General features: G+C 44.8%; 19 protein-coding genes. 8 read left to right on the top strand and 11 right to left on the bottom strand.

Annotated features, from left to right (window positions below; translation table 11 throughout):
* Positions 1-33: 33 nt before the first annotated feature.
* The 3 genes from P0M28_RS25840 to P0M28_RS25850 all read right to left on the bottom strand — a co-directional run bounded on the left by P0M28_RS25840 (position 34) and on the right by P0M28_RS25850 (position 5555).
* Positions 34-2121 (bottom strand): PP2C family protein-serine/threonine phosphatase, encoded by a 2088-nt coding sequence (locus tag P0M28_RS25840; protein ID WP_302206312.1) that lies wholly within the window; start codon positions 2119-2121, stop codon positions 34-36.
* Positions 2122-2758: 637 nt separating this feature from the next.
* Positions 2759-4228, bottom strand: a complete 1470-nt coding sequence (gene guaB, locus P0M28_RS25845) for an IMP dehydrogenase (RefSeq protein WP_302206314.1) — start codon at positions 4226-4228, stop codon at positions 2759-2761.
* A gap of 568 nt (positions 4229-4796) precedes the next feature.
* A complete protein-coding gene (locus P0M28_RS25850; RefSeq protein WP_302206316.1) occupies positions 4797-5555 on the bottom strand; it encodes a DUF4197 domain-containing protein in 759 nt (252 codons plus the stop codon).
* Positions 5556-5699: 144 nt separating this feature from the next.
* On the opposite strand from P0M28_RS25850, the gene P0M28_RS25855 reads away from it, so the two are divergent.
* Positions 5700-6965, top strand: coding sequence for a competence/damage-inducible protein A (locus P0M28_RS25855; protein WP_302206318.1), 1266 nt, complete (start codon positions 5700-5702; stop codon positions 6963-6965).
* A 128-nt stretch (positions 6966-7093) separates the two neighbouring features.
* Complete coding sequence (locus P0M28_RS25860; protein WP_302206320.1) at positions 7094-8386, top strand: dihydrolipoamide acetyltransferase family protein; 1293 nt, start codon at positions 7094-7096, stop codon at positions 8384-8386.
* Positions 8387-8489: 103 nt separating this feature from the next.
* Here P0M28_RS25860 and P0M28_RS25865 read toward each other — a convergent pair whose 3' ends face one another.
* The 4 genes from P0M28_RS25865 to P0M28_RS25880 all read right to left on the bottom strand — a co-directional run bounded on the left by P0M28_RS25865 (position 8490) and on the right by P0M28_RS25880 (position 11923).
* Entirely contained in the window at positions 8490-9569 is a 1080-nt protein-coding gene (locus P0M28_RS25865) for an N-acetylmuramoyl-L-alanine amidase (RefSeq protein ID WP_302206322.1), read from the bottom strand.
* Complete coding sequence (locus P0M28_RS25870; protein ID WP_302206324.1) at positions 9569-10270, bottom strand: porin family protein; 702 nt, start codon at positions 10268-10270, stop codon at positions 9569-9571. Before P0M28_RS25870 ends, P0M28_RS25865 begins: the two co-directional genes overlap by 1 nt.
* A gap of 136 nt (positions 10271-10406) precedes the next feature.
* Positions 10407-11432 (bottom strand): carbohydrate-binding domain-containing protein, encoded by a 1026-nt coding sequence (locus P0M28_RS25875; protein ID WP_302206325.1) that lies wholly within the window; start codon positions 11430-11432, stop codon positions 10407-10409.
* A gap of 80 nt (positions 11433-11512) precedes the next feature.
* The gene (locus tag P0M28_RS25880; RefSeq protein ID WP_302206326.1) at positions 11513-11923 is read right to left on the bottom strand and encodes a hypothetical protein; all 411 of its coding nucleotides are present in this window, start codon (positions 11921-11923) and stop codon (positions 11513-11515) included.
* Between the two features lie 188 nt (positions 11924-12111).
* Here P0M28_RS25880 and P0M28_RS25885 point away from each other — a divergent pair, with 188 nt between their 5' ends.
* On the top strand, positions 12112-13311 hold the full coding sequence (locus tag P0M28_RS25885) for a prolipoprotein diacylglyceryl transferase (protein WP_302206328.1): 1200 nt from the start codon (positions 12112-12114) through the stop codon (positions 13309-13311).
* Between the two features lie 30 nt (positions 13312-13341).
* On the opposite strand, the gene P0M28_RS25890 is transcribed toward P0M28_RS25885, so the two are convergent.
* The 4 genes from P0M28_RS25890 to P0M28_RS25905 all read right to left on the bottom strand — a co-directional run bounded on the left by P0M28_RS25890 (position 13342) and on the right by P0M28_RS25905 (position 20049).
* Positions 13342-14670 (bottom strand): lytic transglycosylase domain-containing protein, encoded by a 1329-nt coding sequence (locus P0M28_RS25890; protein ID WP_302206329.1) that lies wholly within the window; start codon positions 14668-14670, stop codon positions 13342-13344.
* Between the two features lie 242 nt (positions 14671-14912).
* Positions 14913-17390, bottom strand: coding sequence for a ligase-associated DNA damage response DEXH box helicase (locus P0M28_RS25895; RefSeq protein ID WP_302206330.1), 2478 nt, complete (start codon positions 17388-17390; stop codon positions 14913-14915).
* A gap of 23 nt (positions 17391-17413) precedes the next feature.
* A complete protein-coding gene (locus P0M28_RS25900) occupies positions 17414-19330 on the bottom strand; it encodes an ABC-F family ATP-binding cassette domain-containing protein (RefSeq protein WP_302206332.1) in 1917 nt (638 codons plus the stop codon).
* 236 nt (positions 19331-19566) lie between these two features.
* Positions 19567-20049: a DUF4199 domain-containing protein gene (locus P0M28_RS25905; RefSeq protein ID WP_302206333.1), complete on the bottom strand. Its 483-nt coding sequence runs from the start codon at positions 20047-20049 to the stop codon at positions 19567-19569.
* Between the two features lie 367 nt (positions 20050-20416).
* On the opposite strand from P0M28_RS25905, the gene cmk reads away from it, so the two are divergent.
* The 5 genes from cmk (at position 20417) to P0M28_RS25930 (ending at position 25491) form a co-directional block, all read left to right on the top strand.
* Complete coding sequence (gene cmk, locus P0M28_RS25910; protein ID WP_302206335.1) at positions 20417-21109, top strand: (d)CMP kinase; 693 nt, start codon at positions 20417-20419, stop codon at positions 21107-21109.
* A gap of 17 nt (positions 21110-21126) precedes the next feature.
* Complete coding sequence (locus tag P0M28_RS25915) at positions 21127-22026, top strand: 4-hydroxy-3-methylbut-2-enyl diphosphate reductase (protein ID WP_302206337.1); 900 nt, start codon at positions 21127-21129, stop codon at positions 22024-22026.
* 703 nt (positions 22027-22729) lie between these two features.
* Positions 22730-23260, top strand: coding sequence for a hypothetical protein (locus P0M28_RS25920; protein WP_302206338.1), 531 nt, complete (start codon positions 22730-22732; stop codon positions 23258-23260).
* Between the two features lies 1 nt (position 23261).
* On the top strand, positions 23262-24476 hold the full coding sequence (locus P0M28_RS25925) for a BaiN/RdsA family NAD(P)/FAD-dependent oxidoreductase (protein WP_302206340.1): 1215 nt from the start codon (positions 23262-23264) through the stop codon (positions 24474-24476).
* A gap of 535 nt (positions 24477-25011) precedes the next feature.
* Positions 25012-25491 (top strand): YcxB family protein, encoded by a 480-nt coding sequence (locus P0M28_RS25930; RefSeq protein ID WP_302206341.1) that lies wholly within the window; start codon positions 25012-25014, stop codon positions 25489-25491.
* Positions 25492-25512: the final 21 nt, after the last annotated feature.

Below are 25512 nucleotides of genomic sequence, written 5' to 3' on the forward strand. Positions count from 1 at the left end.
TTATACGCTGTGTTCTCATTTAGGTTCTTTTACTTAAGTAAACTTCATTATCAATGCAGTATAATCGTCATTTAAGGGCCGATGGTTACAAAAAGCGTAAAGTTCTTCAATAAGTTTCTTTTGTAGCACTTGCGACGATTCGCCAATGTTTTTGAGAATAACATCTTTTAACCGATCGTAGCCAAACTCCTCATTATCTTCGTTCGTTGCTTCGGTTATCCCATCGGTGTAAAGCACAATAATATCCCCAGGCTCATAGTGCCTTCTACTTACCTCAATGTATTGATCAAATTTTTCGTTACGAATAATCCCTAACCCTAACCCCCGAGTCTCGAGGTAGCACGCTTGCTGCGTTTTATTGCTATAATATAAGGTTGGGGTGTGGCCCGCTCGGGCAAAGCTAAGCACTCGCTTTTGGGTATCTACCACAAAAAAAGACGCGGTAATAAATGAGGTTTTTTCCATGCAACGCCCCAGCGCATTATTAGCGTAGGCTAAAAACTTATCTGGGGGTAAATCAAGCTGAGCCAAGCTATGAAAAACACCCTTCATTTGCGACATATTGAATGCCGCTGAGGTGCCTTTTCCCGAAACATCTCCAATAATAATAATAAATTTATGGTCATCAATCTGGTACTGATCGTAGTAGTCGCCACCTACCTGATCGGCTGATTCGGAGAAAGCGGAGATATCAAAGGCTTCATTAGTGATCGGCTTATTGGGGAGTAGGCTTCGGTGCACTCGGTTAGCAATCTTTAGCTCTTCTTGGTAGCGTTCGTTGGCTAGGGTTTCATTCATCAGCTGAACATTCTCAATAGAAATAGAGGCTTGGCTGGCAAACGTAGTGATGATACTAATCATCTCCTTATTAAAACCATCGCTTACTCCCTTCATTAGCACTAGATTACCGACAATGGCGTTCTTCACCACCAGCGGAATCCACAGTACCGAGTGGTACTCCGGTAGTTTTAAGATACGGTGTTTCCGTTGGCGTTGCTCAAAATCTTGCCGTTGTAAGCGGGGGCGAGGCAGTGGGTTAATTATTTCAGGCTGGTCGGTATTGGCCTGTAGACGTTTCTTCAGTACCTCCACTTTTTCTCGAGTACTATTTTTAATAAGTAAATGATCCTCGCCATTGTGATGAACTTCAATCCAACCAGCATCAGCAATTACTGCCTTGGCGGCACTCTCTAGTAAAATATCGTAAATTTGGGCCGTATTGTATTCTGATTGAGAAGACTGGCTTAATCGCTGAAAGTTGATAATCTCCTCTAATTTTTGCTCGAACACCGAAGAAGTAGGAAGGTTAAAAATAATGACCAGCAGTGAGAAAATGCTGTAGATAAGTACAAAGCCGGTGGTAGCAATAACAAACGGGTTGAAAACAAATATCTCCAGGTTTACCAGCTCGTCCAGGGCATCACGATGTCCGTTAAGCTCCTGAACATGATAAATAATAAAAATAGCAATGGCGAGCATAATTGAAATGCTCTTCCATTTTTGGCGGAAATCTAAGTAGGCGATCCACTTCAAGTTTACCGACAGGACTAGCCCCAGCAGCAATAAAGGCAACAATACGAACAAAAAGACACTCCAATTACCCTGGGTTGGGAAGAAAATAAAAATAGTGCTAGCCAGAAGAGAATACTCGAAAACCTGCCACAAAAAGATGAGACGCCTAGATTTTTGGTACAGAATCAGCTGTTTCCATACCATAAACGTGGAGATAATAAACGCCGAGAACAGTCCGAAGCGGATGTAGAAGAAAAAGCTTTGTAGCGGAATCTTACTAACCAATGTGCCTTCGCCCAGTAGCTGATTAAATAAGAAAATGGCCAGAGAGATGATAGTAGCAAACAAACCTGTGGCAAATACCCGCCACAGCAAGTCAATAAAGTTTACCCGCTCGGCACGTCCGGTAATAAACCGATAATACACAGCTACCGATAGCAAAAATAAGATTAAGAAGATATGAGCAAACTCCGATCTGAAGCCCGAGGGTACATTGTGGTTGCGGGCAAACTGCGTTAAAAGACTTACAGTGACCAGCCCCACCCAGCCGACAATGCCCAGAAAAAGTGATAATCGGATTATATTCTTATGAAAGTGCAACTTGACCATAGTAGTTCAGCCCTTCCACATCAACGGATTTGTAGTTAGGCTTACAGGTGCAAAACTAACATAAATTTTGTAACTGGGTGCTTGAGGCTGGGAGCAGGGAGGTACAGGTGGGAAGCGTATAGTTTAGATTAAAGGTGAGAAGAAAAGGGGCGAGATAAGTGTAAGGAAACAAAAAGCTGGGAGCCAAGTGTAAGAAGGTAAAAGATGCTCAGCATTAGCTAGCTTGGTGCCTAAATCCTAGCCCCCAGCTTCCAAAAGCATAATGGCTAATCCACCTGCTCGAAAGATTTGTAGGCTCAAACAATTTCAGCCAGCCGCTTGATGGCTTTCTCACCTGCCTCGGCGGTGTTAGAATTAATGATGGCAGCGGAGCCAGATTGAGTATTAAGGTCAAATCCTAAAAAGGCAGTTGAACCAATATCTCCGCCGGTGTGCCCAATTCTACCGGAAGTAGACCATACCCAAAATACTCCGTAGTTTGCTTCCCGGTCGGGTAGGCCCGGAGGGCGAGTATTTAACTTTTGGGCAAAGAGCGTTTGATACGAAGCTTTCTAATCACTCGAGCTTCCGATTTTTGCCTAATTCAAGGGACTAATTCCGAGAGCAACAAGTAATCTATGGTGTATTATTAAGAAAATCAAGGACTATAGTTAGGTGCCTCTCGGGTGATGGTAATATCGTGGGGGTGACTTTCTCGAACGCCAGCGGCTGTAATCTTTACGAATTTAGCCTGTTGCAGCGCGGGAATATCAGTTGCTCCGCAGTACCCCATGCCGGAGCGTAACCCGCCTTCCATTTGGTAGAGCACTTCCTCAACCAAACCTTTGTAGGGAACCCGGCCAACGATTCCTTCGGGAACTAGTTTTTTGACATCATCTTCAGCATCCTGGAAGTAGCGATCCTTGGAACCTTCTTCCATCGCTTCAATGGAACCCATGCCTCGGTACGACTTAAATTTGCGCCCTTCGTAGAGAATCACCTCGCCAGGGGCTTCGTCGGTACCCGCTAGCAGTGAACCAATCATTACGCAGTTGGCGCCGGCCACAATGGCTTTTACTACATCGCCCGAGAAGCGAATACCTCCGTCGGCAATAACCGGAATACCCGAACCTTGGGCGGCTTTCGCTGCTTCGTAAACGGCGGAGAGTTGCGGAACACCAACCCCGGCGATGATGCGAGTTGTGCAGATACTTCCGGGGCCAACTCCCACTTTAAGCGCATCCGCTCCGGCTTTCACCAGAGCTTTCGCTGCTTCGGCGGTAGCGATGTTACCCACCACTACATCTAGTTCAGGAAACTTACGCTTTACAGCAATGCACGCGTCAATTACGCCTTTAGAATGCCCGTGAGCCGTATCTACACTAATGATATCGACTCCGGCATTTTTAAGAACTTCAACCCGCTCGGTAATATCAGGAGTAACGCCTACGGCAGCTCCCACTCGGAGGCGACCAAATTCATCTTTACAGGCATTGGGTCGATCTTTATTTTTTAGAATATCTTTATACGTGATAAGCCCAGTCAGGCGACCGTGTTCATCGACGATAGGCAGTTTTTCAATCTTATGTTCTTGCAGAATATCTTCGGCTTCTTCCAAACCTACGCCTAGTTTAGCAGTTACCAAATTGTTTCGGGTCATCACCTCCTGCACCGGTTGAGCAGAGTCTTTCAGAAATCTCAGATCACGATTTGTGATAATACCAATCAGTTTTTGCTCGCTATCTACCACCGGAATACCCCCGATTTTATTCTCTCGCATAATGTTGCGGGCATCGGCCACGGTAGAGTTAGCACTTAGGGTAATCGGATCTAGGATCATTCCGCTTTGCGAACGTTTTACCTTCCGCACCTGATGAGCCTGAGCCTCAATAGACATATTCTTGTGAATAAACCCAAGTCCGCCAGCAAGTGCCATCGCAATGGCTAGATCACTTTCAGTCACGGTGTCCATCGCGGCTGAAACTAACGGAATGTTCAGTTGGATTTTATGGGTTAGAAAGGTAGAGGTATCGGTATCGCGGGGAAGAACTTCGGAATAATTGGGTACGAGCAGCACATCGTCGTAGGTGAGAGCTTCGTACAGAAGTTTATCGGTAGCGTTATTCATGGCAAATAATCTAGCGTTATTTGCCGGACAAAGATACTTAGCAATACTGAAAAGAAAAAACCACTTCAGCTAATAAAATAATAATTGATGGTTAGCAGTGATGATTAATGAATGATGAGTGGTGAATGATGAGTAATGGGTAGTTGACGGGAGGCTTGGAGACCGGAGACCGGAGACCGGAGACCGGAGACCGGAGACCGGAGACCGGAGACCGGAGACCGGAGACCGGAGACCGGAGACCGGAGACCGGAGACCGGAGACCGGAGACCGGAATTTAAAATTGATCGCTGATGAAACCAACGAGATGCATCTTTTAATTTAATGCCCCATTTTCTAATCTGTAATTTTCAATTTTTCTTACCTAATGCCTACTATGGACTGTCGACCGTGGACTATTAACTAATGTCCAAAACTCTGTAACCTTCAACCTGCTAAACTTGCTGCCCAAAGCCCGTGAACTATGGACGATGGACTGTTGACTATTAACCAAGCCACGAAACTCAGAAAAAACTGTAGACTACAGACTGTTGACCATCGACTAATACCATCAGCCACTCAATCTTTCTTACTACAACCCGCTCTTCTGACTGCCGAATACTTGCCGAATAATAGATTGACTATATGAATACGGATCGCGTCGAATTTTCTTCTCTTCAATAGAAACCAAGGTGAATAAACCTTCCAGTGCTTTGTCGGTAGCGTAATCTTCCAATTCAGGTAATTCACGTACATTTACGTTAATATCGTTGGCTAGCGGAGTTCGGTTATAGGTGCCAATCGCATCTTTTAGCCCATCGTAATACCTAGTGGCCTTCACCTGATCGAGAGCTTTTTTAATAACTGGCCGAAAAGCTTGTTCCAGATTAGCAGTGGTGGTACGCTTGAGATAATTGGTAGCCGCGGTGCTATCGCCTCGTAGAATATTGGCGGCATCGTTGATCGTCATAGATGTGATCGCTTTTACAAAAATGGGAGCTGCTTCTTTGGCTGCTTGTTCGGCTCCCCGGTTCATGGCCTCCACAAAATCATCCACCACTCTATCTCCTACTAGTGGAATTCTCCGAATGTTGCGTTCAACCTTCCTTAGCTCCGGGGGCATTAGTATTCGAATATCGACAATCGGATTGTTTAAGTAACCGCTTTTCTGAGAAGCGTTCTTACCTGCAAAGCGAGCCCCGGTTTTTAGGGCTTCTTTCAATCCAGCGGTAATCTGGCTGGTGGTTAATCCCCCGGTACTCATATCTTTCAGAACTTGGTTTACTGTGTCGCAGGCCATCGTAGCAATTAGCCCTAACATCAGCAGGGTAGTTTGTATTTGTATTCTCATGATTTTATAGTCAAAATGGATGAATAATAATCTGGTCTAAAGTATCTTTTTGCAAAATGCCTACCAACTAAAAGAACAAAACTTGCCTACATGTTCTTTACTTTACGATTAATTTTATGATTCAAATATTATTCCACTACTACCATGAAAGCAGTTTGGGCTGAAGTAATTACCATCGGTGACGAAATTTTGTATGGACAGACGCTAGACACGAACACCCAATGGATGGGTACGCAACTCAATACTATAGGAGTTAAAATAATTCGAAAAGTGGCGGTGGGCGATCAGCAAGAGGAGATAATTAAAGCCTTAGATGCCGCTTCGCAGCGAGCGGATATCATACTGATTACCGGGGGCTTAGGGCCAACCAAGGACGATATTACCAAAAAAACACTGGCTGACTACTTTAATACTTCGCTAGTTACCGACGAAGAGGTGCTAGAGTACATTCGAGATCTTTTCTCAAAGAGAAATCTGCCAATGAATGCTCTAAACGAAGCTCAGGCACTAGTGCCCGAAGGCTGTACGGTAATTACCAATAGTATGGGAACGGCGCCCGGCATGTGGTTTGAGCAAGATGGAAGAGTATATGTTTCTATGCCGGGCGTGCCATATGAGATGGAGACCATGATGGAGCAAAGCATTTTGCCTAAACTACAGTTAACCTTTGCGCTACCAGTCATTTACCACCAGATGATTCAGACGGTAGGCATTGGTGAATCGTGGCTGGCCGAACAAATTGAGTTTTGGGAAGATGCCTTACCTTCGCATATTCGCTTGGCGTATCTCCCTAGTTTTGGCCGGGTAAAATTACGCTTAACCGCTGAAGGTATCGATCGTTTACAGCTAGAGGGTGAGGTGGCCGAACAAGTGAAAAAAGTATTTCCTACTATTGAAAAATACATTTTTGGTTACGGAGACATAACATTGGAAGAGGCGGTAGGGGAGATTTTAGCTAAAGCCGGAAAAACACTAGCAGTGGCTGAAAGTTGCACTGGTGGTTTTCTGGCGCATACTATTACCAGCGTTCCAGGTTGCTCTCGCTATTTTCAGGGTGGGGTAGTTGCGTACAGTAATCAATTGAAAACAAACTTGCTGGATGTGCCTGAGGAAGTAATCAATCAGCACGGAGCCGTGAGCGAAGCAACCGTTCGGGCGATGGCCGAAGGGGTTAAAAGAAATCTACAGGTTGATTTCAGTATCGCTACCAGTGGTGTGGCTGGCCCGGATGGTGGTACTTCCGACAAGCCAGTGGGAACGATCTGGATTGCGGTAGCCAGCCCAGAAGAAACCATTGCGAAAAAAATAAGCCTTTCTAAAGACCGTTTGGTAAATGTGCGGCGTAGTACAGTAATCGCCCTGAATATGCTTCGCATGGCAATTCAAACAACCCTTGCGAACCATAGCTAATGTTGTAACTTTGCCGGCTGTTGACAGTGATATTTAAAATCTGACTAGCATATTCTTACTTATAATCCACTGATAGTCAGTAGTTAAAATCACGTTTAATTGTTAGTTATCAACTATTATTTGTACTTATGGCAACAGTAGAAATGGTATTGCCCGCAATGGGTGAAAGTATAATGGAGGCCACGGTACTTCAATGGTTAAAGAAAGAAGGCGATACCATTGAAGAAGATGAGTCTATTCTGGAGGTGGCTACGGATAAGGTAGATACTGAAGTTCCGGCGGCTCACGGGGGTGTGTTGCAGAAAATTCTTATTCAAGAAGGCGACGTAGCCCAGGTGGGTAAACCGATAGCGGTTATTGAGCAAGAAAATGGAGCAGCTAAAGAAGAAAGCACCTTGGTAGCTGCGGTGGTTGAGGAAGAGGAACGTGTAGCCGTTCAAGAACCCTCTCAACCCGCCGCCAAAAGTAGTCCGCCTACTCCTAAAACCGAAACTACTCGTTTTTATTCTCCCTTGGTAAAAAATATTGCCCGCGAAGAAGGTATTTCAGTAGCTGAGCTAGAGCAGGTTGAGGGTAGCGGGAAAGAGGGGCGAGTTACCAAAAAAGACATCCTGAACTACATAAAACATAAGCAGTCGGGTAATGGTCATTCTTCGCCCACTAGCGCGAGTCAACCAACGCAAGCTTCATTAGTTCCGGTAACTGCTCAGGCAGGGGATGAGGTGATTGCTATGGATCGGATGCGAAAAATGATTGCGGGGCGCATGTTAGACTCCCAGCGCATCTCGGCTCATGTAACATCCTTTGTAGAAGCCGATGTAACCAATATAGTGCTCTGGCGCAGTAAAAATAAGCAAGACTTTGAGCAGCGAGAAGGGGAAAAACTGACGTTTACTCCAATTTTTGTAGAGGCGGTTGCAAAAGCACTGAAGGATTATCCTATGATTAATATATCGGTTGATGGTGATAAAATCATTAAGCGAAAGAACATCAATGTAGGAATGGCAGTCGCTTTGCCTAGTGGTAATTTGATTGTACCAGTCATCAAAAATGCCGACCAGTTGAGCTTACTGGGGCTAACGAAGCAGGTCAATAGCTTGGCTGAGAAAGCCCGTAACAATCAGCTTAGTGCGGATGATCTCTCTAATGGTACCTACACTTTATCAAATATTGGTTCTTTCGGTAATACCTTGGGTACGCCAATTATTATGCAACCGCAGGTAGCTATTTTAGCGGTGGGAGCCATCGTAAAGAAACCTAGCGTTATTGAAACACCTTCGGGAGATGCTATCGCGATCCGCCACAAAATGTACCTTTCTCACTCCTACGATCATCGGGTAGTAGATGGAGCACTAGGGGGACTGTTTGTAAGAAAAGTTGCTGATTATCTGGAGCAGTTTGATCTGAACCGTATGACTTAAAGAAAAGGAGTAAATGGTGAATAATGATGAAGCACCTATCATTGTTCATTAGTGGCTACCGCACGGTTATTATCAATACTATAGACTTGTGAACGGAAAGCTATTAGTACGTTGCCCGATAATCTACTCGTATGTTAAGTTGAGTAACACGATTGGACTCTACTGAAAAAGGTGCGATGTGGCCTTCACTATTAAATTGATTAGCAAACAGCCCCTCTGTTTCTTCCACTAGCAAAGAATACTGACCTACCGGAAGCGAGAGTTCAAATTTTCCTAATGAATCGGTGGTAATCTTGGCTACCAATTCTGTCTGAACGGCTTGGAAAAAGCGTCCTTTTTGAACAGTCTGATCACGGTGAGTTAATTTATGAATGTACAAAGTACGTTGAACGGGTTCCCCCTGCCTATCAGGCGCCGCTGCTGTGTCCTCCGTAATCGTCGGCATGAGGTTACCCTCGTACCACCGCACCTGCCCAGCCACTCCCTGCTGAATAACCGATTTTTTCGGCAGCGAATCCAATGTAAGGTCACTAAGCTCACTTCGTAACCGTCGCATAAAATCATCACCCGGATCAGTTTTCTCCGTCAGGTAATTAGCATCTTTTTCCTTCCAAAGCGGATGGCCGATGAATTGCTGGTACTCGTGGTGACCAATAACGTAGTGAATATTGTACTTCTTCACCAATGTGCGAATGAGCTGTTCGTTAGCTTGAAGTTGAGCTTCTGTTAACGGATAATCATTTCCATCGCCCACATTTTCGATACCAATAGCACAGTGGTTCAGACCAATTACGTGACGGGCAAATAGGGTATCGGCCATTAGCTGGTAGACAGCTCCATCCCGATCAATTAGGTACGGAACCGATACATTCAGAGGGCTGGCTTTCCCAATAGTAGCTCGGGAACCTGGTAAGCGAGAATCATAAAATGCTTGGTAAGAAGCTTGTAGGGTAGGAATTGCCGTCCAATGCACAACAATCATCTGGGGGGTAATTGCTGGATAGTCCGGGTTCATCCCGTAGTGCTCTTGCATATAATCTAGCGAAAGCTGTACTCGCTCTTGATTCCACTGAATGGGCCACGATTGCACGCTGGCAGTAGGAGCTGCCGTTTTGCAAGCAATCAAACAGCCAAAGAATACCAATAGATAGCTAAACCGTCTTAAGAAAATTGATAACGGCATTAGCGTAATGTGCGGACAAAGCGAAAGTTCAAGCCGATGCTGTACAAATTTCGCTGCGACTGAGAAGAAACATCATCTAAAGGCGATAGCATCACTTTGGTTTGAGCTTCTAAGCCAATAAATGTTTTAGGGTCTACACTGGCCTGAATACCAAAGCCACCGAGTATTCCAATATTATGAATCTGTCTGGTTCGTAGATAAGGTTTCTTGAGAGCCTCTTCAATTTCCTTATCAACTTCTCCACTCCGTACGGCTACCCGGTTTTTCTCCGAGAGTAGTAGACTATTGGTTACGCCTAGCATGGGGTACAACTGAAATCTATCATTTTTAAAGACGGTGCGCGTGACAAAAAAGGGTATTTCTAGGTAATTCTGAATAAAATCAATCAGGTAGGTGCGAGAAACGCGAATATCTGGATATGGGATGGCTACGTGGGTATTAGAAAACCCCTTCTGCGAATACAATAATGCGGTTCCCACGTGCCAATGATCGTTAATAGCAGTGCGAAAATCTATTCCAAAATCGAAGGTATGCATGGGGCGTTCCCCATTTCGTATGGACTCTTCCAATACCGGTAATGTTTTGGTTTGGGGTAAGCGATGCGATATGCTGGGGGCTATATTTACGCTCCAGGTTGTTTGCTGAGCCAGAGCAAGGTTTACGCCACCAATAAGTAAAAAAAGAAGTAGAGTTTGTTTCATATTCCCACGGGTTATTGAGTGCTATCACTGCCAGCATTATAGTGCTAGCAGCTTAACACCATAACCTTTTGTCACACTAAACGAAAAAAATCCCTCTTGAATATACAATACCTTCTACGAAAGCGAAACTGATTGCTTATTTTTTTGCTTTTCTCAATGATACTCCATCCTCATCGGAGGGAAAAAACAGGAACTTGGCGTAAATATATTTAGCCACCTGTAGCAGTACATAATTTCGTGAACCCCTTTCGCGCCACCAATCCTCGGGCTTTTTGTCGTTAGAACGGGCAGCAATAACTCCAACATGCACCGTGCTGCCGAACATGCGCTGATACACCAAGCGGCTACGCCGGGCATGGGTGCTTTCGGAAAAAAGAACAATAGCTTCCGTGCCCTTTGGTAAATTTTTTTTTACTGTGAGAGCCGAGGCGTAAGTGCGCTCAACAGTAACCGGGGGCGCAGCCAGTGTTACTAACTTTGCGCTGTCAACCCCTTGAGCAACAAGAAACTCCGCTGCTTCCGCCCCAATGCTCTCATAATCAGTGCGAAATACATAATTGCCATCTAGCTTGTCCCGATCATACCGCACCGCTGGATGCCGAGCCGGAATCATCACAGAATCTAAACGAATAGCGTACACAAACAGATCCCGGTCCTCATTGCCAACCCGACGATTATTATCGTACACAATAGTAATGGAGTCTGCTTGGGTAGGTTGTGAAAGCGTAACGGTGTGCCAGTGAAGTTTATTGGTAGCCGTAAACTCACCCACCTGTACCGTGTCCAGCATAACTTTAGCGTGAGCCTGAATTCCAATAGCGGCTTTCCCGTAGGCACTAATCTGTATTTCTTGAAATGACTGCTGCTGAGCTGATTCAATACGCGATAGATAAAAGCAAAGTCCGCCCTGGCTGTACATTCTAAATGCCGAATCGTGGGCTATGCTAGTGACAAATATCTGGCGGTAACTGCCACTTTTTACTTCTTCAACGGCTTGTTGCAATGCTTCCTCAGAAACCCAGCCTTCAATTACTAAAACCGGAGCTTCCACCCGTTCGGTGAGGGCTAAAAAGCAAAATAGTTCTTCCTTACCAAAGAGTGCTAATCCAACGGCACCCAAGGCTAACCCTAACGATAAGAGCTTAATAATCCTTCTTACCATAACCGAGCGCGAATAACGGCTAAATTGCCGCTATTACCAACAGCTACGGTGGTATTAGTTTCAGTATAAAGGGTGACTACTTATTCTATGGTAAGTTCATAGGTGTCTACCACCTCTCCTTCGTACTCACGGGTAAGTATAAGTTTTTGATCTCGCTCGGTGATTTGAAACTCGCCCTCTAGAATAAATGTCCAATCAAAATCAGCTGTCCAAACACAATTGTTGCTGAATGTCACTTGATTGCTCACCGTTGTCTGGTATGTACCCTCACAAATAGCCGGATATTTTTCCATCTCGCTACTCCCTGAGAAGCGTCCACCCTCAAGTGTTACAGTGATGTTAGCTGTCGCCCAGCGAGCATTTGGACTAGTGCGATAAAAAATGCCCGTGTAGGTGCCTTCTTTCAGTAGAAATACCCCGCTGCCCTCCTTGTCTTCGCGACAAGCCAGGGTAAAACATGCCAATAATAAGATAATTGTTAGCCGTCTCATGCCTTTATAAGACAATTAAAACAAGGTTTTGGTTGGAATAATTATGAACCTATAAGCCATTTAGCAAATAATTATAGAACAATTGAGCCACCTACTCATCCATTTGATAATCGCTTAAATACAGATTCTCCGCTGACCCGCGCTGTTACTAGAAAAATCATATCTTTGCGCCCAAAGAAGTAATCGATATGCTATCATTGTTTGAGTTCATCGTTTGGACGGCTAACCCGGAGGTATTTTCTTGGGAATGGTTATCGTGGTCGCCGCGTTGGTACGGGTTGCTATTTGCGGCTGGATTTCTGATCTCTCAGCAAATTCTGTTTTATATTTTCCGGAAGGAAGGTCATAAAGAGAGCGATGTAGAAACCTTGACGGTATTTATGGTGCTAGCAACTATTTTAGGGGCTCGCCTAGGCCACGTTTTCTTCTACGAACCGGCGAAGTACCTGTCTAACCCTATCGATATTTTTAAAATTTGGGAAGGGGGGCTAGCTAGTCACGGGGCAGCTGTCGGTATTTTGTTCGCGTTATTTCTGTACAGTAACTACGATATTAAGTATAATCCTCTCAAAGCTGAGGGGCACTTTAAACGGCAAAAACGCCCCCGGCAAAGCTGGTTGTGGGTGGTAGACCGTATTGTAATTGTGGTAGCTCTCACTGGGGGGCTTATCCGGTTCGGTAACTTCATGAACTCGGAGATCATTGGCAAACCTACCCAAAGTGATTACGGTGTAGTATTCGGTTACAGCTTAATAGAAGCTTTGGAAAATACGCAAGGCATTGAATCAGTTACCATAGCTGCCAGCGACCGTCCCGATCCGGCTCCAGTTAATCCGGAAGGGCCAGCATTCAGTTCGGAAGAATCGCCCTATCGTCCGATTGATGTTTCTATCACCTTTGGGGAAGGTGGTTATCAGGAAGCTGAAATCAGAAACTACTTAGAGAATCAGGTGAAAGATGTGCTTACCCGCTACGCTTCTATCCGAGAGCATATTTACGAGCCAACCTCAACTCCACTCAATTATGAGCTAAACCAACGCCGAGGGGCTTACGTAGCTACTATCCAAACATTCGGTATTCCTCGTCATCCGGCCCAGTTGTATGAGTCGGGTACTACTTTTATGGTGTTTTTGTTACTCCTATTTTTGTGGTCGCGAATGCGAGAAAAGACTCCCGAAGGGTTATTCCTTGGGCTATTTCTAATCTTTGTGTTCGGCTTACGCTTTGTACACGAATTCTTTAAAGAGAATCAGGTTGATTGGGAAGGTGATATTCCCTTGAATATGGGGCAATGGCTGAGCATTCCTCTCGTGCTCATTGGGCTATATTTGCTGTTTGTAGTAGTGCCAAAAAATCATCGCAAGATCAAGCAGACTGTAAAATCTTAGAAGCTGTTTTAAAACAGCTTCTTATAAGTGCTAGGGAGAGGTTTTGCTCTTAGCTATGTACAATGTGAGCTCTTCACCTACTCGGATGATATGATCTGATTTAGCGTTCCAGTCCTGAATGTCTTTTACGGAGCAACCGTAGCGTCGGGCAATATTAACCATTGTGTTTCCTCTTCGTACTCGGTAAAGTAACTTAGTGTAGTTTGAGCCTTCCGGCACTACCGCTCGCCTTTGTTTAGTTATTCGAGCTGTCTTAGCTATTTGAGCAGAATAGTCAACAGGAACGAGCAAGTAATTCCGCTTTTGCTCAAATCGGGCTATTTTATCTAATGGCAGCACCAGCGGGTAGCCTCCTCGCCAGAACGGAATTTTATTTTGAACCAAGGCTGGGTTTAGAAACTGTAACTCTTCCAAAGCCACTACCGTAGAGGCCGCAATTTTCTCTAGGGTAATTTCCCGGTAAATCCGTACGGTATCTACCGTTTGAAACGATAGTGCGGGGTACACCGGACGAAGGTTATGTTCCTGCTGAAATTCGTTGAGGTAGACCAGTGCCATAAAGGCGGGAACGTAGCTGCGAGTTTCTCGGGGCAAAAATCGTTGCACCCGCCAAAAGTTTTTGCTTCCGCCGGCTCGCACAATCGCTTTGTGCATATTGCCCGGCCCGCAGTTATAAGCAGCAATCGCCATCAACCAATCTCCGTACATATCGTGCAGCTTTTTCAAATAGCGTACTGCCGCCTGAGTAGATGCATACGGATCAAGTCGTTGATCTATCGTTCGGTTAATAGTTAATCCTAACCCCCGTCCGGTAATCGGTCTGATTTGCCATAAACCCGCCGCGGCTCGAGCCGAAGCTGCTTCGGTTTCTAAGGCCGACTCGACCATCACCAAGTGCTTTAGTTCATCAGGAAGATCATGTTCGGCGAGCACTTGTTCAATGTAAGGATAATACAACACGCTTTTGCCCAGCATCCGTTGGGTCAAGTCACGCTTGCGAATAGCGTATACCTCAATAAATGTTTTCACCTGATTGTTAAATACCAAAGGAATATCGGTGCTTATCTGGCGAAAACGTTGCTGATAGACGGCATCTGGGTAGTCAACTAAGTCATTAGCAGCAAATCCGTAGGGGCTGGCCGAGGCGGGCGGAGGAATTACCAATAAGCGGTTTACCGCCTTATCCAATTCTTCAGCCGTAAAATCAGGTACTTTAATATTGCTAATGGCGGAAGTAGGGGGAGATAGCAAAGTATTGAGTTGATCGGTTTGGAAAGCAAGCTGACCGTTCCAATCGCGCTTCATAGACTGTAGGTTTGCCTGATGAACTTCTACTGCTTCAATAGTAGGTAAAGTCACAAATAATCGCTGAACCTTAGTAGGAAAAAGTTTAATTTCCTGATTACATCCCGTGAGAAAAAGTAGCAGGACAGCTAGAAAAATAAGCGAATAATTGTTGCTCGTCATTAAACAAATAAAGGTAAATTTTTTCTTTTTTGTTCAGCACGATAAAGTACAAAATTCTGAGTTTTGCGTGCGAGTTCTGATAAAAGCAAACTCAGAACGCAAAACTCAAACACCATATACTTTAACACCAAAAACTACTCTCCATTAGCGGCGTAGGATTCTAATTGCTGCTGCATCTTCAGGATACGATCTTCTAAGGTCTCTGAACTGATTTTCTCCCGTAGGCGATCCACCAGCAACGGAAAGGCGAACGGTGTGGGGTAGGGTGGGTGTTTGATTAAAAAGTGCTGCTGATTGATTTGCCGTAGGGAATCTGCTAACTGAGCGTGTTCTATCTGCTGATACAAAGCTTCGTCTAATGCTTGCGCGAGTAGCCGGTTGTCGGCATCGTACTTTTGGAATACATCGTAGATAATCTGGGAGGAAGCTTGCAAGTGGCGGTTACCGATATGTTTTCCAGGGTAGCCTTGAAACACTAGTCCGGCAATAGCCGCAATCTCCCGAAACCGTCGTTTGGCCATTTCGGTACTATTCACGCTGGCTAAAATATCTTCCACTAAATTCTCAGTCCCAAATAAATCTAGCTCTAAAGCCTCTTCTAACGGAATTTCTTGATCTGACAGGAGTTCAAATCCGTAATCGTTCATGGCGATGGAAAACGAAATTGGCTGTACCTGACCGATGCGCCAGGCGATCAGTGTTGATAGGATTTCGTGAGCAGCCCGCCCAGCAAAGGGATAAAAAATGACATGGTAGCCCTCCCGGGTCTGTAATTTTTCTATTAAAAAGTGATTCCGGTCCGGCAAGGCTGACCAATCTTGCTGAAGATCCAGCAAGGGTTCTAGCGCAATTAGCTCCGGGTCAGAATAGTCGTCTCGCAAGTACTGATCTAGCTTGAGACGAATCATATCCGAAAGCTGGGTGGAAAGGGGCATTCGTCCGCCTGTCCAGCGAGGGATCACTCCATTTTTCCCCCGAGCCTTGCGAACCATCACGGTCATGTCTTTAATTCGCTCTAGCTTTAAGTTACGACCGGCAAACCAAAAATTATCGCCTTTGTTCAGGCGGGAAATAAAACTTTCTTCAATGGTTCCGATGTACCCCCCGCTTACGTACTTCACCTTCAGTACCGGGTCGCTCACAATGGTTCCCACCGAAAGGCGATGCCGGAGTGCCGTTCGTCTATTGCTGACTTTGTATACTCCGTCTTCTACCTCCACTTTAGAAAACTCATCGTACTGCCCCAGACTTTCTCCTCCGGAGGTAATAAACTGCAACGCCCACTGCCATTCTTCTTCACTCAAGTTACGGTATGAATAGGTAGCGATTATCTCGGGATACAGCTCCTCTGGTCGGAAGCCTTCGCCTACCGCCAGCGTTACCAGGTATTGAACCAGCACATCAAACGACCGCTCCAGGGGCTTACGCGATTCTACGACCTCATTTTTCATCCCTTCCTGAATAGCTGCCGACTCGATCAATTCCAGCGCGTGGGTTGGTAAAAAGTAGATTCGGCTGGTGGCCCCCGGTCGGTGACCGCTACGCCCGGCTCGTTGCAGAAAACGGGAAATACCTTTAGGACTACCCACCTGAATAACCGTTTCTACCGGACGGAAATCTACTCCCAAGTCTAGGCTAGAAGTACACACTACCAGTTTGAGTATTCCCTGGTGAAGAGCTTCTTCTACCCAACTTCGCACCTGCGGATCGAGCGAGCCGTGGTGCATCGCCATCTGCCCGGCCAAATCGGGTACTTTATCGAGCAGGGTTTGGTACCAAATTTCGGTTTGTGCTCGAGTGTTGGTGAACAGCAGCGTAGTCTGACTCGTAGCTACAATTGGTAAGATTTTCGGCAGCATCCGAATGCCCAAGTGCCCGGCCCAGGGAAACTTCTCCATTTCGTCGGGCAAGATAGATTGCACCCGAATATCCTTTTTAATATCGGCCTTTACAATTCGGTTAGACTGATTAGATCTAACTCCTAGCAGTACATCACGGGCTTGTTCCAGATTGCCAATAGTAGCCGATACCCCCCAGGTCTTAAGATGGGGTTGAATGGTTCTTAATCGGGCGAGAGCAAGTTCCATCTGCACGCCTCGCTTGCTGCCCATCAACTCGTGCCACTCGTCCACAATTACGCACTTCAGCTTTTTAAAGTGACGGCTAGATCGTTTTTGAGCGAGGAGTAGGTGCAAGCTTTCAGGAGTGGTAATTAGGCATTCGGGCATCCGGCGCAATTGCTTTTGCCGCTCACCCGAAGAAGTATCCCCGCTACGAACCGCCACTCGCCACGGAACGTTTAGCCCCTCAGCGGCTCGCTCCATGGCTGAGTGAATGTCTTTAGCCAGAGCTTTTAGCGGAGTGATCCAGATCACTTGTAGTCCGTTGGCCGAACGTTCGGAAAAATCATTAGGGTGCTGCCGGATGAACTCCAGCAAGCAGGGAACCCAGAGGGCGTAAGTTTTACCACTGCCGGTGGGGGCGTTCAGTAGTCCGCTTTCGCCATTTAGGTATGCTTCCCAAACTTCTTGCTGAAACGGAAAAGGTTGCCAACCTTGCTGCCGGAACCAATTAATTCCCGGGGCGAGTGCCGAATTAGAAACTTCTGCCATTGCCCTGTTTCAACCCGCATTGCTTAGCTTTGTTCCATGATCTCGGCTAACTCCAGCCAGCGATCTGATTTTTCGTCCAGCTCTTTTACCACTTTTTCTAGCTGCTGAGAGGCTTCGGTGAGCTCTTGGTGGCTCGATTGACCGGAAGTTGATAGTTCGTTCAGTTGGTTCTCTAAGGTTTCTTTCTCTTCTTCCAGTCGACTAATGTCAGACTCAATTTGCTCGTACTCTCGCTTCTCCTGGTAAGTAGCCCGTCGTTCCTTTTTGTTCTCGGGGACTACTTTAGAACTGGTAGCTGCCTTGAGCTTTGGAGCGGATTTAACAGTATTCTTCGCTGCTTTTTCCTGCGCTAGGGCATCTCGTAGATCGGTATAGTTTCCCGGAAAGTCGCGGATGTACCCGCTATCCTGTTCAAAAACGAAAATATGTTCCACCAAGCGATCCATGAAGTAGCGGTCGTGAGTCACCAGAATTAAACAGCCATCGAACTGAAGCAGAAAGTCTTCTAAAATGTTCAGGGTGATTAAGTCCAGATCGTTGGTGGGTTCATCCAGAATTAAGAAGTTGGGGTTCTGCATCAGTACTCGCAGTAGCTGCAACCGCCGTTTTTCTCCCCCACTTAAATCCTTTACTCGCTGGTAGTGCGTATCAGTAGAAAACTGAAACCGTTGCAGCAGTTGCGAAGCGGTAATTACCTGTCCTTTGCCCAGATCAATCACTTCGGCTACTTCTTTCACTACATCAATCATCCGCAGATCATCAGAAAAGCTAATCTCTTGCTGAGTGTAGTACCCAAATACGGTAGTCGTCCCCGTATCTAATTGCCCTTCGTCGGGGGTAAGTTGTCCAGTAATAATATTTAAGAAGGTGCTCTTCCCTGAACCATTAGGCCCGATAATCCCAATACGATCCTTACGCCGAAATACATAAGAAAAATTGTCGATCAACTGCTTGTTGCCGTAGGATTTGCTGACATGTTCAATCTCTAGAATTTTTTTACCCTGTCGCCGTCCCTGAATGCTGAGTTCGGTAGTATCCTGACTCACTTTCTGGTTGGCCTGATCCTTTAGATCGTAAAACGCATCTACCCGGTATTTGGCTTTAGTGCCTCGAGCCTTAGGTTGCCGTCGCATCCAATCTAGCTCTTTACGAAGCAGATTCTGAGCTTTGTCTACGGATGCTTGCTGTTGCGCTATTCGCTCGGCTTTTTTCTCCAGAAAGTTGGCGTAGTTGCCCTGGTAGCGAAAAATTTGCCCTTGATCGAGTTCAATAATTTCATTGGTTACTCTTTCCAGAAAATAGCGATCGTGTGTTACGAGTAGCAATGCCATATTCTGAGCAGAGATATAGTTTTCTAACCACTCAATGGTGGCTAAGTCTAAATGGTTGGTAGGCTCATCGAGGATGAGAAAATTAGGTTTCTCGATAAGGGCCTTTGCTAAGGCGACGCGCTTACGCTGCCCGCCCGATAAGTTAGCCACCGGGCGATCCATATCGTAGATACCCAGTTGACCCAGTATCTGTTCAATCTGGCTTTCGTAGTCCCAGGCATGACGGCTATCGATTTGCTGAATTAAATCCGGTAATTGCTCATCGCCCGGATTTTGTTGCAATAATTTTCGGTACTCCTTTAACAGAGCGAGAGTTGGATCATCGCTATCGTAGACAAAAGAAGCAATAGTATCATCGGCCGCAAACTGGGGTTGCTGTTCAGCGTACGTCATGCGTACCCCCTGCGATAGCACTACTTCACCACTGTCGGGTACTTCTTTGCCAGCAATAATTTTTAGCAGAGTAGACTTTCCCGAGCCATTAATACCTACTAGTGCTACTTTCTGTCCTGACTTAATACCGAAGGAAATGTTCTGAAACAGAAATTTCTCTCTTCCTTCCATTGTAAGATAATGCTTACTAAGGGTTTCTACTGATAGATAAATCATAGCGCAAAAGTAACAGAAAGGCCAAAAAAAAAGTGAATCTATAAGACTCACTTTTTTCACTACTAATACAACAACCTAAAACTACTCAATCAAAAATCTTTATATCTATTGTAACGAATATTTACTCCGTAAATTATTTCTTGATTTTATTCTTAACACGAATTGCCCTAGTAAATGTTTCAAAAAAATGTTAACAAAAGTATCACAACTCTTAAACAGGCATTCGAAACTTGTCCCTAATCATGTACCTCAGCACTAGCTAGTACTCGGGAAGGTTTGAAAAATTGCATGATCCCGTAGGTTGCCAAGCAGCCCGAAGCCATTCCCTCAATAATGATAGTAAAGCCTACTAATAGAGGATTCAGAAAATCTCCAAAAGGCTCTAGGTTTTGAATTACTCCCATAAAACTGGGATTAACCACTGAAAGGTAGAATACAACCATGATAGCGAAGCTTACTGTACCCACTATAGTTGTTAGTATTCCTAAGCCCAATCCCTTTAAATACGACAATTTGTTGCTTTTTCTCTTCTTAAAGTCTTTAATCGCCATTAGCACGAAGCTAATGAGAATGACCAAATTAAAAGCTCGCAACTCTAAATTATGCTCTAACCCAAAGGCTTTCATCAAGAAGAAAAAACCCGCTAAAGCCAACGCCATTAAAATACCATAACGAAAGCTTAATCGCTCGATAGTGTCTGAGATCATTTTTCTTTCCATTTCTTCAAGTGGTTTGTTATACAGGGAAGAACTCAAGTCATTCATTATTGTTTAACTATTTGCTAAAATAAATTACACATTTTTCGGTAATTTATTTCTGGGGCTATTTTTGTAAGGATTCTGTAGTAAGCATTCTCAACAGTTTGGGGTATTATTCTGTCTGATTCAATGCCTGCTAACCAAATTGTTTAGTATTTTTGACTCAAACTACTGAAGCGGAGATGAAAAGGAAGTTTAATCAAAATGTGATAATGATTGTTATGGCAACTTTAGTATTGTTTTCATCCTGCCAAAGTGGTAAACCGCGTAAACAACCTAAGCGAGGCCCTATTCCTTGTCCGGTAAAAGATTGCTAAAAGATTTTATCATGCCGAAAGATATTATTGTGGCAATAGACGGGTACTCAGGTTGCGGAAAAAGCTCCACAGCCAAAGCAGTCGCTCAGGCTCTGAATTATACCTATATTGACTCTGGAGCAATGTACCGTGCTGTTACTCTTTATTTGCTTCAGCATAAAATTGATCCGGCTCATTTGGCGGAAGTGCTGAACGCATTACCTCAGATCAATATTCGCTTCGTTACAAAACCCAATAGTACCCCACCGATTTACGAAACATACCTAAACGGTGATAACGTAGAGCAGTCAATTCGGGAAATGAGTGTGTCGGAGCGGGTAAGTGAGGTGAGTGCCATCCCCCAGGTGCGCCACGCAATGGTGAGCCTACAACGGAACATGGGAGCGGATAAACACGTTGTAATGGATGGAAGGGATATTGGCACCAACGTGTTTCCTCACGCCGAACTGAAGGTTTTTATGACGGCCGATCTTACGGAGCGAGCCCATCGTAGAAAAGCAGAGCTGGAGGCAAAAGGAAGTACCGCCACGCTAGAAGAGATTATAGAGAACCTAGCCGAACGCGATCGGATTGATACCAGCCGAACCGAAAATCCGCTGGTGAAAGCGGAAGATGCGGTTGAAATTGATACTACACATCTGGAATTTGACGAGCAGGTAGCTAAAGTGATGAGTTTAGCGCAAGAAGCCATGGAAATTAGTTAAACCAAACTACAAAACGTATGAAAGTAACGATAGATCAGAACTCAGGATACTGCTTTGGGGTGGAATTTGCCATTCAGATGGCGGAGGATGAAATGGAAGAGTCGGATAATTTGTACTGCCTCGGCGATATTGTTCATAACGATATGGAAGTGCAGCGCCTACACGAAAAAGGCTTACGGATTATTTCACGCGAAGACTTGGAGAATCTTCGCAATTGCAAGGTGCTCATTCGGGCCCACGGCGAACCACCCGAAACCTACCAAACGGCCCTGAAAAATAATATTGAACTGATTGATGCCTCCTGTCCAGTGGTGCTGAAGCTGCAAAATCGGGTGAAGAATGCTTTTGATCAAATGGAGAAGGCCGACGGGCAAATTGTCATTTACGGAAAACCTGGTCATGCCGAGGTAATTGGTCTCACCGGGCAGACAATGGGCAAAGCCATTATTGTTATGCATGATGAGGATTTGGATAAGATCGACTTTACGAAGCCAGTGACCTTATTCAGTCAGACGACCAAAAGTACCCAAGGCTTTTATCGCATTAAGGCGATGATTGAAGAACGCCTACAGGCGACCAATGGCGAATTGGAAACCGTAGCTTTTAATGCCAATGATAGCATCTGCCGTCAGGTTTCTAACCGCGAGCCACAGCTACAGCAGTTTGCTCAGGAGCAAGACGTAATTATCTTTGTAAGCAGCAAGAAAAGCTCTAATGGGAAAGCATTATTTGAGGTTTGTCGAGCAACTAACCCGCACAGCTACTTTATTGCCAACGAAGAAGAGTTGCAGCCTGAGTGGTTCGAAGGAATGAATACCGTAGGGGTGTGCGGAGCTACTTCAACCCCGATGTGGCTCATGGAGCAAGTGGCGAATGGCATCCGTACCTTAGATAGTGAGCTATTAGAAGCTACCTAGCGAACAGCCTGCTTTACGTTGGATTACGTTAAATTTTAGGCCAGACAGAGCGCTAGCACACTGTAGACTAAGTTTCTGTATGTTGTGTTAGTGCCGTCATTGCGAGCTGTGAAGAATGAGCAGCGTGTCGGACGGCCGATGCCGCAATCTCACGTACCGCTCGCCGTAGCGCAAGATTGCCATGCTCGTTCCTCATCCAGCGTGGAACGCTCGCAATGACATTTAAAATGTATAATTATTTACTTTACAGTGTACTGGGTTTTAACATCTCAACTGGCGGGTGCGCTCTTTTTGTTTTAACACCATCATTAGGTCTACTTTTCGTCGGCAGATCGGGTATCGTTGTGTAGTGAATATTCTATTCTCTAGTCAAATCGGAACTTGTCAGACCGATCTAAGTAAGAGCGTGTTTGAACTTTATCCTTTAGTTTTCTGATGGCTGTTTTCCGCCCATACTTCGCCTTTTTTTCGGACGATAGCTTAGGCTATCCTCCTCAAAAAGAGTCTCGTCTGTCCGAAAAACACCTCATAATAAATTCTAAAAATAAAATCCAAACACGCTCTAAGAAACACGAAATTGTTGCTATTGGTAGGCATTGATTTATGGTTTACGCCAACTCGTCGAGAAAATCAGGCAGTAATCTATCTGAATTTTAGGGCTTGGTTCAGTTTATTTCAGTATCTTAGGCGGTTCATAACTGTCATGAACCTAGCTTTACCTATCAGGAGTCTGTTACTAGTGCTATTACTGCTTCTGAGCCAAACGATAGTAGCACAACAGAAAGAGAATTCATCTACCCCGGCAGATTCATTGGTTCAACACTTCATTGATCAAAATCTGACAGTTTTACCTACCGGTGAAGTAGCCAATGTCTACACCTATACGACGGGATTCTGTTCAGAATCAGTTATACTGAAAGATGATGGCCAATTTAAAGTTACCCGCGCAGGATGCCTTGATGAAACACTTGCTAAACGAGGTACTTGGCAAGCTGAAGCGGGTAAGGTATTTCTAAAGAGTCAGAAGGGGGAAGAGAACGTGGCTTATTTGATTAGACGGGGTAAAAATGTTTATTTACTTACCGGTGGAATCATCGCCGAATGGCGAGCTATCGCAGAAAACTTACAATCGGCGGGCAGTAAGTTAGCTTATGACCCTTTCTCAGGAAAGATAGATTTGTATAAGGCCGAACAGAAGCAAGTAATTGAGAAACGTAAGCGGGATATAGAATAGAATGAAAGTGGCAGTTATTGGTGGTGGGGCAGCTGGATTTTTTTCGGCCATAACGGTAAAAGAGAACTATCCGGAGGCTGATGTTACTATTTTTGAGAAGTCACAAAAACTACTATCTAAGGTTAAAATATCGGGTGGCGGAAGGTGCAACGTCACTAATAGCTGTACTTCCATTGGGCAGCTCTGCCAAGCATACCCCCGGGGTGGAAAAAAGCTGAAAAAAGCGTTCCATCAATTTAGTACAAGTCATACTACAGCCTGGTTCGAGTCTCGGGGCGTTCCTTTGTTTGCCCAAGATGATAATCGGGTTTTTCCGGTATCGCAAAGCTCCCAAACAATCATCGATTGCTTCTTGCAAGAAGCCAAACGACTGAGCATCAAGATCGAACGGGGAGTAGGAATAGAAGGTATTGATCCGATCAATGACCAATTAGCGTTAAGCTTTGTCAGTGAGCAACTGCCCCCAAGAATCTTCAATAAGGTGATTGTAGCTACCGGAGGTTCGCCTAAAATAAAAGGATTAGAGTGGCTAGAAGCACTAGGGCATAAAGTTAAAGAGCCAGTTCCTTCATTGTTCACTTTTAATATGCCCGCTGAAGAAATTACTCAACTAATGGGATTGGTGGTAGAAAATGCGATGGTAAGTATTCAGAGAACCAAGCTTAGGTCAGACGGCCCGCTACTAATCACCCACTGGGGAATGAGCGGTCCGGCGGTGTTGAAGCTATCTGCTTTTGGTGCCCGAACGTTAAATGAGATGGAGTACAATTTTAAGGTTCAGATAAACTGGGCAAATGAAGCAAATAATGAAGAAGTTGCTAATCAGTTGAAAGCAGTTGGTCAGGAACATCCTAAGAAAATTATAGCTAACATCAGACCGTATACCCTACCTCAACGATTGTGGTTGTTCTTACTGAAAAAAAGAGGTATTCCCGAAGATAAAAAGTGGAGCGAACTTGGTACCAAGTCGCTGAACAAACTAGTGAACGTACTCACCAACGACGTGTACGCCGTGAAGGGTAAAACGACTTTTAAGGAAGAATTTGTGACTTGTGGCGGAGTGAGTTTGGATAGCATCGACCTCAACACCATGCAAAGTAAGGTATGCAACAATCTCTATTTTGCCGGAGAAGTAATGGACGTTGACGCTATTACTGGAGGCTACAACTTCCAAGCCGCCTGGACCACCGGATTTCTGGCGGGTAAGTTAGGTTAGCAGTTCACCCTATGTAAACATTAACAGGCACCTTTGATTATTTGTGGTTTAGTATAGAGTTCATTATAGGTAGGTAAGTGTCAGCGTTGCGAGCATGACACTTTACGCTATGTTTTCATAACTAGAAGACCCCCGCATTGAGCGTTGCTTTCTTCATTTATTAGAAGGTATCATCATGCTGGGACTCTGCGGTACCCTTGCCAGAGCACAGCACTACCATATTTATAGAAAGATATATAAGCTCTGAAGCTGATGTATTCGGTTATCAGGTAAAAATCTAATATATGGTGACAATCAATTAGCTTTAACCAGGCTGCTTTCTGCTTTGCTAGCCCTAATTCGGAACTACCAATTTCTATTTTTTGGTTTCATTAAAAATGTATCTGAGTACAGCAGTGTTACTAACACTATAACTCAGATGCCTGATTTTGTGGTAAGTTTAACCGGAAAGCTTTATACTTGCATCCGCGTAAGATTTTCGTCGTACGGAGGCAGTCGCTATGCGCTGGCTGTCTGATTTTGAATAGACTTTTTCATGATTGTAAAAACCAAAAAATATCAGCTTTCTACGGGCACCTACATCAAACTTGCTATGTTTAATTTACTCCGCAAGCAGTGGTGGGTATTTCTGATTACAGCAGCGCTAATGTGCGGGGCGTTCTTTATCTGGTCAATTTGGTGGATTATCGGGCCACTCATCGCCTTATTGCTTTACATTTTATTTTGGCTTATCCAGTTTACTGGGGTTACGCAGATGGAGCAAAACAAAATTTTGTTTGAGCGGCTCAGCTACGAAATCAATAGTCAGCAGGTACTCATAAAAGTAAATACTAAGCAAGGGATGCCCCTACGATGGGATATGATCAAAGATGCTCGTATTGGTAAAGATTATTTTGTGCTCATTGTTTCTAAGGCTCAGCTGGTGCATTTGCCGTTTCGGATTTTTAATACCGATAACGAGCGTAAATTTCTGGAAACCATACTGAAGCGAAAGGGCTACATTAAAGCTACTTAGCAGTAATGCATGATGATTGAT

It is taken from the genome of Tunicatimonas pelagia (assembly GCF_030506325.1).
GTDB lineage: Bacteria > Bacteroidota > Bacteroidia > Cytophagales > Cyclobacteriaceae > Tunicatimonas > Tunicatimonas pelagia.